The following is a 14,414-nucleotide window of genomic DNA, read 5'->3' on the forward strand; positions in this document are numbered from 1 at the left end:
CCTCTGTGACGAAGGCGGACTCGGTCAGATCGCCCTTGGCGGTATTTATCGGCGTCCTGGCACTTCTTGCACCAGAGTCACTACTGACAGTTAACGCGCTCCGCTTGGTGGCCGGTTCTCCGCTCCCGGCAGGGCGAGCATCTGGTCCAGCGCCACCCGGGCCTGGTGCGCCGTCTCCGCACCCACCGTGATCTGGTTCACCACCCGGCCGGCGACCAGCTCCTCCAGCGCCCACACCAGATGGGGCAGGTCGATGCGGTTCATCGTCGAGCAGTAGCAGACCGCTCGGTCCAGGAACATGATCTGCTTGTCCGGGTTGGCCAGCGCCAGCCGGCGGACCAGGTTCAGCTCCGTGCCCACCGCCCACGCCGAGCCGGCCGGTGCCGCCTCGATCGTCTTGATGATGTACTCCGTGGATCCGACGAAGTCAGCAGCGCGGACCACCTCGTGCCGGCACTCGGGGTGCACCAGCACGTTGACGCCCGGAACCCGCTCGCGTACGTCGTTGACGCTGTCGAGGGTGAACCGGCCGTGGACTGAGCAGTGCCCCCGCCAAAGAATCATCCGAGCGTCGCGTAGCTGCCCAGCGGTGAGCCCACCGTTCGGCTTGTGCGGGTCGTACAGTACGCAGTCGTCCAGCGAGAAACCCAGCTCCAGAACGGCGGTGTTCCGGCCCAGGTGCTGGTCGGGGAGGAAGAGTACCCGCTGGCCCTGCTGATACGCCCACTCCAGCGCCCGTTTGGCGTTCGACGAGGTGCAGACGACGCCGCCGTTACGTCCGACGAAGCCCTTGATGTCCGCCGAGGAGTTCATGTAGGTGACCGGGACGGTGCCTTCGGTGAGGCCGAGGTCGGCCAGGGTCTCCCAGGCGGCCTCGACCTGCCCAAGCGCCGCCATGTCCGCCATCGAACAACCGGCGGCCAGGTCGGGCAGGACAACCTGCTGCTGGTTTGTGGTGAGGATGTCGGCGCTCTCGGCCATGAAGTGCACGCCGCAGAAGACGACGTACTCCGCGTTCGGCCGGGCCGCGGCCTCCCGGGCCAGCTTGAACGAGTCGCCGGTCACGTCGGCGAACTGGATTACCTCGTCGCGTTGGTAGTGGTGGCCCAGCACGAAGACCCGGTCACCCAGCTGTGCCTTCGCCGCCGCCGCGCGGGCCACCAGCTCGGGGTCGCTCGGTGCCGGCAGTTCGCCAGGACACTCGACTCCCCGTTCGGAAGCCGGATCGCTGCCCCGACCGAGCAGCAGGAGCGCGGTGGCGGTGGCGGAAGGTTCAACCCAGGTCGACGTCACGCCCCTATGGTTCCACAGCACCGCCGCGTTGCGACCGCTGCCGGTGTGTGCTGCCACACTGCTCGGATGCGTGTGCTGATCTGCCCGGACAAGTTCGCCGGCACCCTGTCGGCGCCGGCGGTGGCCGCCGCCGTGGCCGCCGGCTGGCGATCGGTGGCACCAGGCGACGACCTGCTCGTGCACCCCCTCGCCGACGGTGGCCCCGGGTTTCTGGACGTGTTGGCCGGGGCGCTGGACGCCCATCGGGTGCCGGTACCGACCGTCGACCCCCTTGGCCGTCCAGCGGCCGCTGAGATCCTGCTCACCCGGGCCGGCACCGGGTACGTGGAGAGCGCTCAGGCCTGCGGTCTGCACCTGCTCGCCCCGACCGAGCGCGACCCGAGGCACACCACCTCGTACGGAGTGGGGCTGCTGGTGGCCGCCGCCGTCGAGTGCGGCGCCTCCGAGGTGGTGATCGGGCTCGGGGGCTCGGCCACCAATGACGGCGGTGCGGGCCTGCTCGCCGCCCTCGGCGTACCACCGCTGGATGGCGTCGGCGCGGCCCTGCCGTACGGGGGAGCGGCGCTGGCCGCCGTCGCGGCGCTGGACGGGGCGCCCCGGCTGCGGGACGCCCGGCTGGTCGCTGCCACGGACGTGGACAACCCGCTACTCGGGGTGCATGGTGCGAGCAACGTCTTCGGCCCGCAGAAAGGCGCCGACCGGGCGGACGTGCTGCTGCTCGACGCGGCGCTGGAGCGGTTCGCCGCGGTCCTCGAACGGGACTTGGCCGGCTGCCCCGGTGGCCTGGGCACTCTGCCCGGTGGCGGGGCGGCCGGTGGGCTGGGTGCGGCGGTGCTCGCCCTCGGCGGCCGGTGCGAGTCGGGGATCGGCCGTGTCGCCCGCGCGGTCGGGCTGGACACCGCGCTGGACACCGTCGATCTGGTGATCACCGGCGAGGGTTCGTTTGATCAGCAGTCCCTGCGCGGCAAGGTGGTCGCTGGGGTGGCCGGGGCGGCTCGGGACCGGGGCGTGCCGTGCGTGGTGCTGGCGGGGCGGGTGGGCGCGGGCCGGCGGGAGGCGGCCGCGGCGGGCGTCACCGAGGCGCACAGCCTTGTCGAGCACTACGGCGGGGCGGAACACGGCGGGGTGGAGGCGGCGATCGGCCAGCCGGCCGACGGGCTGCGGGCCCTGGCGGCCCGGTTGGCCCGGCAGTGGAGTCGCTGACCGGCCCGGTGCGGCCCCCGTCACCTGGGTGACCCGGTAGCGAGCGGCCTACAATCGAAAGCCGGACCGCAGTGGGAATCGTTGACCGACGGTGTTGGCCACGACGACCACACCTTACGTGTGCAGGGAGATTCCACGTGACCACGCCAGCGCAGACCGAGTCGACCGAGGCCCCCACGACCGTCATCCTCACCGACGTCGCGGCCCAGAAGGTCAAGGCTCTGATCGAGCAGGAGGGCCGTGACGACCTGCGGCTCCGGGTCGCGGTGCAGCCGGGCGGCTGCTCCGGCCTGCGGTACCAGCTCTTCTTCGACGAGCGGTCCCTCGACGGCGACGTCGTCACCGACTTCGACGGCGTGGAGGTCGTCGTCGACCGGATGAGCGCCCCCTACCTGGGCGGCGCCACCATCGACTTCGCCGACCGTATTGACGCGCAGGGCTTCACGATCGACAACCCGAACGCGGGGAACTCCTGCGCCTGCGGCGACTCGTTCAGCTGACCGCCGACCGGCGGGCCGGCCCCGGTTTTCCAGCATGGGACCGGCCCCCCGGTGGGTGGTACGGGAGTTGCCGATGGTTCAACTGAACGGTTACCTCGGGGTAGCCGGAGCGGTAGGCTGACCGACGCCCCGCTCCCGACACCCCAAGGGATGACATGAAGATCGCCGTGACCGGCTCGATCGCGACTGACCACCTGATGAGCTTCCCCGGCCGATTCGCCGAGCAGTTCATCGCCGACCAGCTCGACAAGGTGTCGCTCTCCTTCCTGGTGGACGACCTTGTGCTACGACGGGGCGGGGTGGCCGCCAACATCGCCTTCGGCATGGGCCAGCTCGGCCTGCGCCCGGTTCTGGTGGGCGCGGTGGGTGCCGACTTCGCCGACTACCGTTCCTGGCTGGATCGGCACGGCGTTGACTGCGATTCCGTGCACGTGAGCGAGATCGCCCACACCGCCCGCTTCGTCTGCACCACCGACACCGAGATGTGTCAGATCGCCTCCTTCTACGCGGGGGCGATGAGCGAGGCGCGCAACATCGAGCTGGAGCCGATCGCCCAGCGGGCCGGCGGCCTCGACCTGGTGTTGGTCGGCGCCAACGACCCGGAGGCGATGCTGCGTCACTCCGCCGAGTGCCGGGAGCGGGGGTACGCGTTCGCGGCCGACCCCTCGCAGCAGCTTGCCCGGATGCCGGGTGAGGAGGTCGTCGCGCTGGTTGAGGGCGCCGAGTACCTGATGACCAACGAGTACGAGAAGTCGCTGCTGCAGAGCAAGGCCGGCCTTAGCGACGAGCAGCTGCTCGATCTGGTCAAGGTGCGGGTAACCACCCTGGGCAAGCAGGGTGTGGAGATCGCCGGACGGGACATCGACCCGATCCACGTGCCGATTGCCCGGGAAATGCGCGCCGTTGACCCGACCGGAGTCGGCGACGGGTTCCGGGCCGGCTTCTTTGCCGCGCTCTCCTGGGATCTTGGGCTGGAGCGGGCCGCCCAGGTCGGCTCGTTGCTGGCCACCCTTGTGCTGGAGACGGTCGGCACCCAGGAGTACCAGCTCCGCAGGGACCTTTTCATCAAGCGGCTCGCCGAGTCCTACGGCGACGCGGCAGCCGAAGAGGTCCGCCCGCACCTGGTGCCGTGATCTCACGCCGGCACTGACCTCCGGGCCCCGGGGGTCAGTGCCGGCGGCGAACGTCGAATCCCGGGCCGTCGGGACCGTCCACCCGGCCCACGAACTCCTGACCTCGAAGCCGACACCAGGCGGGCAGGTCCACCGCGGCGGCCGGATCGTCGGCCAGCACCCGGACGAGGGCGCCCACCGGCAGCTCGGGCAGGCGGCGGGCCAGTGCGATCACCGGTAGCGGGCAGCGCTGCCCCCGGCAGTCGAGTACCTCGGGCGCGATCACAGCCCCACCACCCCCGCCTCGGCCCGCAACGCGCTCACGATCCCCGGCAGCTCGGTCAGGAACCGCTCCACGTCGGCCTCGGTCGTGTCCTGGTGCAGCGAGACCCGAACATTGCCGTGTGACAACACTCCCATCGCCGCCAGCACGTGCGACGGGCGCAGCGTTGACGAGGTGCACGACGAGCCGGAGGAGACGGCGAAGCCGCGCCGGTCCAACGCGTGTAGCAGCGCCTCACCATCGACGTACAGGCAGGAGAAGGTCACCAGGTGCGGAAGTCGATCTTCTGGATCACCGACCACCTCCACATCCGGCACCTCGGTCGCCACCCGGACTCGGATCCGGTCCACCAGGCGGGCGAGTCGGTCCCCCCGCGCCGCCGCGTCGGCCGCCGCCGCGCGCAGACTCGCCGCCGCGGCGACGACCGCCGGTAGGTTCACCACCCCCGGGGTCCGCCCTGCCTCGCGTTCGTCCATCGGCCACGGCGACTCCCAGCGGGTGCCCTTGCGGACCACCAGCAGTCCGACCCCCGGCGGTCCGCCCCACTTGTGGGCGCTCGCGGTCAGCACCGACCAGCCTGCCGGCACCGGTGCGTGCCCGACCACCTGCGCCGCGTCAACGTAGAGCGGCACTCCGGCGGCGGCGCAGGCGGCACCGGCTTCGGCAACCGGCTGTACGGTGCCCACCTCGTGACTCGCGGCGATCAGGGCGGCGAGCGCGGTGCCGGGCGTCCTGACCGCCACTGACCAGGCGTCCAGATCGATCCGGCCGAGCCGGTCGACCGGGATCGATGTCGCCGTACCGCCGCCAGCCACGTGTCGCTCGGCGGAGTGCAGCACCGCCGAGTGTTCGATCGCGGAGTGCACCAGGCCGGACCCGAACCGGCGTCGTCCGGCGAGCCCGCCGAGGACGGCTGAGTGCGCGGCTGCGGTGCCGCTCGGGGTGAAGGAGAGCTCGTCCGGTCGGACGCCGAGCGTGGCCGCGGCGGCCTCCCGCGCCGCGTCCAGGAGCTGACGCGCACGCCGCGCCGGGGCGTAGAGCCGTTCTGGGTCTGCCCAGCCGTCGTCGAGGGCGGCCAGCAGCGCCTGTCGGGCGACGGGGTGCAGCGGCGCGGCGGAGGCGGCGTCCAGGTAGACCGGAGAGGCGTTCACGGAACTCCACGATATCGTCTCCCCTGTCCCGTGATCACCCCGATGGGGGCGGACAACCACCCCAATCGGGTCCAGCCGGTCCTGGTCGAGTAATCTGCGACCGTCGGTGACCCCTTTGCCGCCGGTGTTGTAGCTCCACCGGCGGAGGCCGGCAGAACAGATGACGGCGGCGCGCTAGGGAGGCAGGACCAGGTGGTCGCAAGGAGTTCGGAGGTACGGCCGTCGGCCGTACGGCACAGCCCTTACTCGGGAGCCGGTGGGCGCCGGGTGCGGGGTGCCGGCCGGCTGGCTGGGCTCGGTCTCGGCGGAGCGGCACTGCTGGTCCTGCTCACGGGCTGCGATGTCGGCGCCGCGTTCGGCGGCTTCGGCTGGCCGCAGGGCGGCATCACCCCCGAGGCGAACCGGATGTACGACCTGTGGATCGCCTCGTGCATCGCGGCGCTCGCGGTCGGCGTGTTCGTGTGGGGCCTCATCTTCTGGTGCGTGGTGCGCTACCGGAAGCGGGGTAACGAGCTGCCGGTGCAGACTCGCTACAACCTGCCGATGGAGTTCCTCTACACCATCGCCCCGATTCTGATCGTCTCCGTGCTCTTCTACTACACGGCGATCGTGCAGACCGATGTGGGGAAGACCTCCCGGGACCCGGACGTCACCGTCGAGGTGGTCGCCTTCAAGTGGAACTGGCAGTTCAACTACCGCGACGGCCAGGGCGTGGAGGCCAACACGGTCGCTTCGGTCCTCGGCACCAGCGAGGTCATCCCGATCCTGGTGTTGCCCTCGGACCGGTCGATCCGCTTCGAGGAGACCAGCCGCGACGTCATCCACTCGTTCTGGGTGCCGGAGATGTTGTTCAAGCGTGATGTCTTCCCCGGCAGCATTCGCAATGTCTTCGAGGTCTCCAAGCTCGAGGGCGAGGGTGCGTACGTGGGCCGCTGCGCCGAGCTGTGCGGCACCTACCACGCCTTCATGAACTTCGAGCTGCGGGTTGTCACGCCGGAGAAGTACGACCAGTTCCTCGCCGCCAAGCAGGATGGACGGTCTACGCAGGAGGCGTTGACCGCGATCGGTGAAGATCCGTACGCGACGACCACCGAGCCGTTCGACACGCGACGCACCGAGGCGAACTTCAACCCCGACAAGTCGGCTAGCGGTTCGGGTAACTGAGGGAGCAGGCATGAAGACCGAGTGGCGCATCTTCCTCCTCATCGCCGGGTTCCTGCTCTTTGCCACGGCGCTCTACGGGGGCTGGACCTACGGCGACGGCGGCCAGATTGAATGGGTCGGCACCATCGCCCTGCTGTTGAGCTTCGCGCTCTGCCTGATGTGCGGTGGCTTCTTCTGGTTCGTCGCCCGGCGGATCGATCTGCGGCCCGAGGACCGGCCCGACGCGGAGATCGCTGATGGCGCGGGTGAGGTTGGCTTCTTCAGCCCGGGCAGCTACTGGCCGTTCGGTATCGCACTGGCGGCCACGATCGCCGGTCTCGGCCTCGTGTTCTGGCAGCTCTGGCTGCTGGCTGTCGGCCTGGTAGCGGTCGTCTTCGCCGCCTGTGGCCTGCTCTTCGAGTACTACAGCGGTACCCGGCGGACCGCCGAGCACTGATCACGACCAGTTGAACGGCCCGCTCCCTGCCGGGAGCGGGCCGTTCGCCGTGTGGATGCTGATCGCGATGTGGGCAGGAGACCGCCGCGACGGTTGATCGTTGCGGCCTGTCCGACATGCTCCGGTGGCCAGCGGACCCTTCCCGGCGGTCCGGCGTTGGCTGAGCCGGTTCGCCGTTGGCCGAGCCGGTCTGGCGTTGGCTCAGACCGGCTGGCGTTGGCTCAGACGGTCGCCGGCCGCACGGTCTGGGCGACCTCGATCCAGCGGTCCAGAGTCCGGGCCGCGGCGCCGGAGTCGATCGAATCGGCGGCGCGGAGTAGGCCGGCCCGCAGCGCCTCGGTCAGGTCCGTGTCCAGGGGCCCCTGGGTGGCGAGCGCCGCGGCGGCGTTGACCAGTACCGCGTCTCGCACCGGCCCGGTCTCCCCGGCCAGCAGGCGGCGTACCACGTCGGCGTTGTAGGCGACGTCACCGCCGCGTAGGTCGGCGAGGGTGGCCCGGGGTATCCCAAGGTCGGTCGCGTCGAGCAGCGCCTCGGAGACCGTGCCGCCCTGCGCCGCCCAGACGCGGGTGGGGGCGGCGGTGGTGAACTCGTCGAGTCCGTCCTCGCCGCGCAGGACGAGCGCCGAGTCACCGCGGGCGGCGAAGACCGCGGCCATGACCGGCGCCATCCGAGCGTCGAAGCAGCCGACTGCGCCGGCGCGGGGACGAGCCGGGTTGGTGAGCGGGCCGAGGAAGTTGAAGGCGGTTGGTACGCCCAGCTCCCGACGGACCGGGCCAGCGTGGCGCATCCCGGGGTGGAACCGGGCGGCGAAGCAGAAGCCGATTCCCGCCTCGGCGACGCAGGTCGCCACCGCCTCGGGGTCGAGGTCCAGCGGCAGACCGAGGAACTCCAGCACGTCCGCGGTGCCGCAGGACGAGGAGGCGGCTCGGTTGCCGTGCTTGACCACCCGTACGCCGGCGCCGGCGACCACCAGGGAGGCCATGGTGGAGATGTTCACGGTGTGCGCGAGATCGCCACCGGTGCCCACCACATCCACGGCGGTTGCGCGCAGCTCCGCGGGCAGGTCGACCGGAACGGCGTGGGTGAGCATCGCCTCGACCAGGCCGGATAGCTCGGCGGGGGTCTCACCCTTGGCCCGCAGCGCGACGGCGAAGCCGGCGACCTGCGCCGGGCCCGCCGATCCGGACATGATCTCACCCATCGCCCAGGCAGTGTCGGCGGTGGATAGTTCGTCCCCGCGCAGCAGCGCGGCTAGCAGGTGCGGCCAGGTCCGTTCGCCCATGGGGGCCTCCCGAGCGGTCCAGGGGTTAGGATCCGGCGCCGGCGGATCCGGCGCCGAGGCGGTGCCGGAGTGGGGACGTCAGGTCGGTGCGTGGGTCCGCAGCACTTCGGCAACGGTCGTGCCGGTGGTTACCGGATCGAGCGGATGCACCAGGGTGGCGTCAACCTCGGCGTAGGCGGCGAGCCATCGGTCGGCGGCGCGAGCGAGCACCACGCAGGTGGGCGGGGCGTCGGCCCGGTCGTCCTTGATCTGCCGGGCGATGCCGAGGCCGCCGCCGGGGTGGGCCTCGCCGTCCAGGAGTAGGAGATCAATTTCGTAGTCGTCAACCAGCCGGATGCACTCGGCGTAGTCGGACGCGTCGACGAACTCAACCTTGAGGCCGGGTGCGGGTCGGGTGCCGACGGCGAGTCGCATCCGATCCCGGACCTGTGGGTCGTCACTGTAGAGCAGGACAGTGCACCGACGATCGCTCATTGCTTAACTGGCTCCCACCTCGTAGCTATCTGCCGATCGTACCGGTTGTACCCGGTAGGGCTTCCGCGGGCGGTGCTCCCCAGCCCGGCAGTCAGCCCACCGCCGAGCTGGCCCGCTGTTCGGCCTCCTGGCGGTCCAGCTCGCGGTCGATCCGGCGGGCCTCCCGTTCGGCCTGGCGCATCCATCGCGCGACCAGCACCGCCAGCATGGTGACGCTGACGAGCTCACCGCCGCCCCAGAGGATGCCACCGGCGATCACCTGGTCCTCCCACGGGTCGGCCCAGGTCAGACCCAGCGAGGAGTGCCAGTCGCCACCAAAGAGGGCGGTCGACTGCATGATGGTGAGCCCGAGCACGGTGTAGAACGGCACGGAGAGCAGCATCAGCAGCGCCCGGCCCGGGTAGGGCCAGCGGTGGGGCTGCGGGTCGAGCCCGAGCAGCGGCCAGAAGAAGACACACCCGACCAGGAGGACGTGTGCGTGGACCAACTCGTGTGCCCACGCGTGTTCGAGCGTGTAGCGGTAGAGGTCGGTGAAGTAGAGGGCGAACGGGGTGACCATGAAGACCGCGAAGGCGCCCAGGGGATAGCTGCCGAGCCGGACAACCCGGCTGTGTACGAGCGTCCGCAGCCGCTCGCCAGGGCGTTGTGGCAATGCCTGTAGCGCCAGCGTGATCGGGGCGCCCAGGGCCAGGAAGATCGGTGCCACCATGGAGAGCACCAGGTGCTGCGTCAGGTAGACCGACAGCAGCGTCGTGTCGTAGGCCGCCAGCCCGCTGAGGGTCACCATGGCGATGCCGCCGAGGCCGGGGCCGAGGAAGAGCAGCGTTCGGGCCGCCGGCCAACGGTCGCCGCGCACCCGGAGCCGGCGGACGCCGTAGAGGTAGAGTCCAGCTGCGAGCACCAAGCCGACGGCGATCCAGCTGACTGGCTGCACCTCGGTGAAGATCGACGTGAGGGTGAATGGCGGTGGGATAGCCGCGGGTGCCGCCGGTGCGGCGACCGAGGTCGCGGCCGGTGCGGCGACTTCGGTAGCAATGGAGACTGGATCGACGCGCTGCACGTTTTCACCCTAGGTGAGGCTAATCGGACCCCCCCGATCGGGCTGCCCGGAGCACCGGTTTGGGCCCCCGCTGATCGCCGGCCTCGCTTAACGGCAATAATGACCGCGTGACTGCGGCCCCAGCGATTGACAAGAGCCGGATCCACTCCCTGACGCGACCCAACATGGTCAGCGTCGGGACGATCGTGTGGCTCTCCAGTGAACTCATGTTCTTCGCGGCGCTGTTCGCGATGTACTTCTCGATCCGTGCTGCGGCGCCGGAGCAGTGGGCGGAGCACACTCCGCACCTGAATGTTCCGTACGCGACGACGTTCACGGTGATTTTGGTGCTCTCGTCGGTGACCTGCCAGATCGGCGTGTTCGCCGCGGAGAAGGGGGACGTGCACGCCCTGCGGCGCTGGTTCACGATCACCTTCGTGATGGGACTGATCTTCGTACTCGGCCAGCTGAACGAGTACCGGGAGCTGATCCACGAGGGCATCAAGATCAACGAAGACGGCTATGGGTCGATGTTCTACCTCACCACCGGCTTCCACGGCCTCCACGTGGCAGGCGGTCTGGTCGCCTTCGTCATCTTCATGATTCGTACCACCATGGGTCGGTTCACGCCGGCGCAGGCGACATCGGCGATCGTGGTTTCGTACTACTGGCACTTCGTCGATGTGGTGTGGATCGCGCTCTACGCCATGATCTACTGGCTTCAGTGATCTTGGCGCGGCCCCGAATCGCGCCGCTGCTTCGTCCCCTCAGGCAAGGTCCAACCGGTTAAGGACACAGGTCATGACTTCTGACAACGACCGCCGACGCGGTCTGCTCGCGCGGCTGCGCGGGCGGCCCGCGGCGCGCAGCAGGGGCCGCCGCCGGCTGGGTGCCGCGGTCCGGCTGCTGGCAGCGCTGATGCTGGCTGGCGGTGCCTACACGGCTTTCGCCCCCAGCGTGCAGGCGCAGGACACACCGATGTCCAGCGCCGCCACGGACGGCAAGGCGCTGTTCAACCAAAGCTGTGTGAGCTGCCACGGTCGCAACGCGCAGGGCGTCGAGGGGCGTGGCCCGAGCCTGGTCGGCGTTGGCTCCGCCTCGGTCGAGTTCCAGGTGGGCACCGGTCGCATGCCGATGGTCCGGCAGGAGGCCCAGGCGCCCCGCAAGCCTCCGGTCTTCAACGACGATGAGATCCGTCAGCTCGGGCAGTACATCCAGGAGCTTGGCGGCGGCCCGGAGGTGCCGGCCGGCGAGGATCTCCACAAGGACGGCAACCTCGCCGCCGGTGGTGAGCTGTTCCGGATCAACTGCTCGCAGTGCCACGCCTTCGGCGGTGGCGGTGGCGCCCTCTCCTCGGGTAAGTACGCGCCGACCCTGAAGCCCGCCACCGATCGGCAGATCTACGCCGCGATGCTCAGTGGTCCGCAGAACATGCCGGTGTTCGGGGACAACCAGATCACGCCCGAGCAGAAGGCGGACATCATCGCCTACATCCAGGAGACCCTGAACCACAACCAGGATCCGGGCGGCTTCAACCTCGGCCGCTACGGTCCCTCGACCGAGGGGCTGGCGATCTTCCTGGTCGGCATCGTCGCGCTGGTCTTTACCACCCTGTGGATTGCGGGTAAGTCGTGACCGGGCGGTTCCAGACCAACATTGCGCCGGTGTCGCGGGTCGGCACCGCCCACAGCGAGGTGACGGCATGACCACCACCCACCCTGGAAACGCGGGCGGCGACCAGCCGGTCGACCTGGACGATCCGGATCTCAGTCGGTTCGACATCGTCCGTGCGGGCGCCCGTGAGGACGACATCCAGATCGTCCACTACGAGCCGCAGGTCGTGCCGGGTAGCAAGGCCGAGCGACGCCTGAGCCGTACGGTCGCCCTGTTCTTCCTGCTGACCGGCGCCTCCGCGACCGCCTTCCTGGCGATCTACATCTGGTGGCCCTGGGAGTACGAGCTGGGCTACGGCGGCGACAAGTGGTACACGCCGCTGCTCGGTGTCACCCTGGGTATCTCCCTGCTCGGTATCGGCTTCGGCATTCTCACCTGGGGCAAGAAGCTGCTGCCCAAGGAGGTCTCGGTCCAGGACCGGCATGAGGGCGAGGTCAACGAGCGGGACCGCACCGTCACCGCGCAGACGATGCTCTACATGGCCGACGAGCTGGGCGTGAAGCGCCGGCCGTTGCTGGGCGTCTCGCTGCTGGCCGGTCTCGCGCCGGTCGGCGCGGTGGCCGCGGCGCCGCTGGTGGGAGGGCTGATCTCGCAGCCGCACAAGAACAACCAGATGTTCACCACGGGTTTCGCGCCCACCGAGGGCGGGCAGAAGGTCCGGCTGGTCCGTGAGGACGGCCGTCCGATCCGCCCGGCGGACATCAGCGCTGGTGGCCAGATCACCGTCTTCCCCGGCATCGACCACGGGGTGAGTAACAAGTACGCAGACTCGCCGGCGTTGTTGATCCACCTTCGGGACGCGGATGCGCAGGAGGCCCGCGAGGCCAACGTGCGGATCGGCCACGACGACTTCATGTGGGGCAACTTCGCCGCCTACTCGAAGATCTGCACGCACGCTGGCTGCCCGGCCAGCCTCTACGAACAGCAGACCAACCGGCTGCTCTGCCCGTGTCACCAGTCGCAGTTCCTGATCACCGACAACGCGAAGCCCATCTTCGGTCCCGCCAGCCGTCGGCTGCCGCAGTTGCCGATCGTCGTTGACGACGAGGGTTACTTCGTGGCCACGTCCGACTACACCGAGACCGTCGGGCCCGACTTCTGGGAGCGGCCGTGAAGCGGCGCAAGTTTGAGATGGCAGCCGTCCCGGGGAATGTGGCCCGGGGAGTAGACGACCGCTTTCAGGTGGCCACCCCGCTCCGTCGGCTGCTGAACAAGGTCTTCCCGGACCACTGGTCCTTCCTGCTGGGTGAGATCGCGCTCTTCTCGTTCATCGTCCTGCTGCTCACCGGGGTCTTCTTGACCTTCTTCTTCGAGCCGGCGATGACCGAGGTGATCTACAACGGCAGCTACGCCCCGCTGCGGGGCACGCCGATGTCCGCCGCGTACGCCTCCAGTCTGGACATTACGTTCGACGTCCGGGGCGGCCTGATCATGCGGCAGATGCACCACTGGGCGGCCCTGCTGTTTATGGCCGCGATCGTGGTGCACATGCTGCGGGTCTTCTTCACCGGCGCGTTCCGCAAGCCGCGCGAGGCCAACTGGATCATCGGCTCGCTGCTGTTCTGGGTCGGCTTCCTGGCCGGTTTCACCGGCTACTCCCTGCCGGACGACGGCCTCTCCGGCACCGGGCTCCGGATCGCCTCCGGCATCATGTTGTCGATTCCGGTGATCGGCTCCTGGCTCACGTCCTCGATCTTCGACGGCGAGTTCCCCGGAACGATCATCATCAGCCGGTTCTACATCGCGCACGTACTGCTCATCCCCGGCCTGCTGCTCGCCCTGATCGGCGCCCACCTGGGGCTGGTCTTCAAGCAGAAGCACACCCAGTGGCCCGGCCCCGGTCGGACCAACGACAACGTGGTCGGCGAGCGGATGTTCCCGCGGTACGCGTTGAAGCAGGGCGGCTTCTTCATGGTCGTCTTCGGTGTGATCGCGCTGATGGCCGGCCTGTTCCAGATCAACCCGATCTGGTTGTTCGGGCCGTACGAGGCGTGGGTGGTGTCGGCCGCCAGCCAGCCCGACTGGTACGTCATGTTCCTCGACGGCTCCACCCGGCTGATGCCCGCCTGGGAGATCTACATTCCGATCGGCGACGGGTACGTCATCCCGCCGCTGTTCTGGCCAACGGTCGTGTTGCCCGGGGTGCTGGTGGGTATGTCCGTGCTCTATCCGTTCATTGAGGCCCGGCGCCTCAAGGACTACCGCCACCACAACCTGCTCCAGCGGCCGCGGGACGTTCCGGCGCGTAGCGGGCTGGGCGCCATGGCCGTCACCTTCTACCTGGTGCTGGCGCTCTCCGGGGCGAACGACGTCATCGCCGACAAGTTCAACATCAGCCTGAACGCGATGACCTGGGGTGGTCGGATCGGTCTGCTGCTCCTTCCGCCGCTGGCGTACTTCGTCACCTACCGGATCTGTCTGGGTCTGCAGCAGCACGACCGGGAGGTTTTGGCGCACGGGGTCGAGACCGGCATCATCCGGCGGCTGCCGGACGGCCGGTTCGTCGAGGTGCACCAGCCGCTCCACCGTGAGGATGGCGAACTGGAGTACGTCGGCTGGGTGGTGCCGAAGAAGATGAACCGGCTCGGTGCGCTCGGCCCGGCGATCCGCGGCTTCTTCTACCCGATCGAGAAGCCCGCCGAGGCGCCGGTGTCGCCGGCACCCTCGGTCGATTCGGACACCGAGCGTTCGGAGATCGCCAGCGGCGAGCGCCGCTGACCTCACCCGCGACGTAACCGCACGTGGCGCCCGCCGGAGAACTCCGGCGGGCGCCACGCCTGTTGGGCATACCTGGCTGAGACA

15 protein-coding genes are annotated in these 14,414 nt (G+C 69.4%); 9 read left to right on the forward strand and 6 right to left on the reverse strand.

Annotated features, from left to right (window positions below; translation table 11 throughout):
• Positions 1–90 precede the first annotated feature (90 nt).
• The gene (gene nadA, locus K228_RS0103730; protein WP_025617204.1) at positions 91–1,293 is read right to left on the reverse strand and encodes a quinolinate synthase NadA; all 1,203 of its coding nucleotides are present in this window, start codon (positions 1,291–1,293) and stop codon (positions 91–93) included.
• 66 nt (positions 1,294–1,359) lie between these two features.
• On the opposite strand from nadA, the gene K228_RS0103735 reads away from it, so the two are divergent.
• The 3 genes from K228_RS0103735 to K228_RS0103745 all read left to right on the forward strand — a co-directional run bounded on the left by K228_RS0103735 (position 1,360) and on the right by K228_RS0103745 (position 4,129).
• Positions 1,360–2,496 (forward strand): glycerate kinase family protein, encoded by a 1,137-nt coding sequence (locus K228_RS0103735; protein WP_025617205.1) that lies wholly within the window; start codon positions 1,360–1,362, stop codon positions 2,494–2,496.
• 137 nt (positions 2,497–2,633) lie between these two features.
• A complete protein-coding gene (gene erpA / locus K228_RS0103740) occupies positions 2,634–2,996 on the forward strand; it encodes an iron-sulfur cluster insertion protein ErpA (RefSeq protein ID WP_018216456.1) in 363 nt (120 codons plus the stop codon).
• A gap of 155 nt (positions 2,997–3,151) precedes the next feature.
• The gene (locus K228_RS0103745; protein ID WP_025617206.1) at positions 3,152–4,129 is read left to right on the forward strand and encodes a carbohydrate kinase family protein; all 978 of its coding nucleotides are present in this window, start codon (positions 3,152–3,154) and stop codon (positions 4,127–4,129) included.
• A gap of 34 nt (positions 4,130–4,163) precedes the next feature.
• Here the strand turns inward: K228_RS0103745 and K228_RS0103750 are convergent, their stop codons facing one another.
• Both K228_RS0103750 and K228_RS0103755 read right to left on the reverse strand, forming a co-directional pair.
• Positions 4,164–4,394 carry a sulfurtransferase TusA family protein gene (locus K228_RS0103750; RefSeq protein ID WP_025617207.1) on the reverse strand — a complete coding sequence of 77 codons (231 nt, stop codon included), beginning with the start codon at positions 4,392–4,394 and terminating at the stop codon, positions 4,164–4,166.
• Positions 4,391–5,542, reverse strand: coding sequence for a cysteine desulfurase family protein (locus K228_RS0103755; protein WP_025617208.1), 1,152 nt, complete (start codon positions 5,540–5,542; stop codon positions 4,391–4,393). The genes K228_RS0103750 and K228_RS0103755 overlap by 4 nt, the downstream gene beginning before the upstream one ends.
• Positions 5,543–5,734: 192 nt before the next feature.
• On the opposite strand from K228_RS0103755, the gene ctaC reads away from it, so the two are divergent.
• Together ctaC and K228_RS0103765 are read left to right on the forward strand one after the other, a co-directional pair.
• Entirely contained in the window at positions 5,735–6,706 is a 972-nt protein-coding gene (gene ctaC / locus K228_RS0103760; RefSeq protein ID WP_025617209.1) for an aa3-type cytochrome oxidase subunit II, read from the forward strand.
• 10 nt (positions 6,707–6,716) lie between these two features.
• Positions 6,717–7,142 carry a cytochrome c oxidase subunit 4 gene (locus tag K228_RS0103765; RefSeq protein WP_025617210.1) on the forward strand — a complete coding sequence of 142 codons (426 nt, stop codon included), beginning with the start codon at positions 6,717–6,719 and terminating at the stop codon, positions 7,140–7,142.
• A gap of 221 nt (positions 7,143–7,363) precedes the next feature.
• Here the strand turns inward: K228_RS0103765 and trpD are convergent, their stop codons facing one another.
• The 3 genes from trpD to K228_RS0103780 form a co-directional block, all read right to left on the reverse strand.
• A complete protein-coding gene (trpD, locus tag K228_RS0103770) occupies positions 7,364–8,425 on the reverse strand; it encodes an anthranilate phosphoribosyltransferase (RefSeq protein WP_025617211.1) in 1,062 nt (353 codons plus the stop codon).
• A 78-nt stretch (positions 8,426–8,503) separates the two neighbouring features.
• On the reverse strand, positions 8,504–8,899 hold the full coding sequence (locus K228_RS0103775) for a response regulator (RefSeq protein ID WP_018742902.1): 396 nt from the start codon (positions 8,897–8,899) through the stop codon (positions 8,504–8,506).
• 91 nt (positions 8,900–8,990) lie between these two features.
• Positions 8,991–9,959, reverse strand: a complete 969-nt coding sequence (locus K228_RS0103780) for a cytochrome c oxidase assembly protein (protein ID WP_025617212.1) — start codon at positions 9,957–9,959, stop codon at positions 8,991–8,993.
• Positions 9,960–10,066: 107 nt separating this feature from the next.
• Between K228_RS0103780 and ctaE the strand changes: the two genes are divergently transcribed.
• The 4 genes from ctaE to qcrB all read left to right on the forward strand — a co-directional run bounded on the left by ctaE (position 10,067) and on the right by qcrB (position 14,330).
• Complete coding sequence (ctaE, locus tag K228_RS0103785) at positions 10,067–10,666, forward strand: aa3-type cytochrome oxidase subunit III (RefSeq protein ID WP_012014506.1); 600 nt, start codon at positions 10,067–10,069, stop codon at positions 10,664–10,666.
• 73 nt (positions 10,667–10,739) lie between these two features.
• Positions 10,740–11,573 (forward strand): cytochrome bc1 complex diheme cytochrome c subunit, encoded by an 834-nt coding sequence (gene qcrC, locus K228_RS0103790; protein ID WP_025617213.1) that lies wholly within the window; start codon positions 10,740–10,742, stop codon positions 11,571–11,573.
• A gap of 67 nt (positions 11,574–11,640) precedes the next feature.
• Positions 11,641–12,726: a cytochrome bc1 complex Rieske iron-sulfur subunit gene (gene qcrA, locus K228_RS0103795; protein WP_025617214.1), complete on the forward strand. Its 1,086-nt coding sequence runs from the start codon at positions 11,641–11,643 to the stop codon at positions 12,724–12,726.
• The gene (qcrB, locus tag K228_RS0103800; RefSeq protein ID WP_025617215.1) at positions 12,723–14,330 is read left to right on the forward strand and encodes a cytochrome bc1 complex cytochrome b subunit; all 1,608 of its coding nucleotides are present in this window, start codon (positions 12,723–12,725) and stop codon (positions 14,328–14,330) included. Before qcrA ends, qcrB begins: the two co-directional genes overlap by 4 nt.
• Positions 14,331–14,414: the final 84 nt, after the last annotated feature.

Source organism: Salinispora cortesiana, from assembly GCF_000484695.1.
Classification (GTDB): domain Bacteria; phylum Actinomycetota; class Actinomycetes; order Mycobacteriales; family Micromonosporaceae; genus Micromonospora; species Micromonospora cortesiana.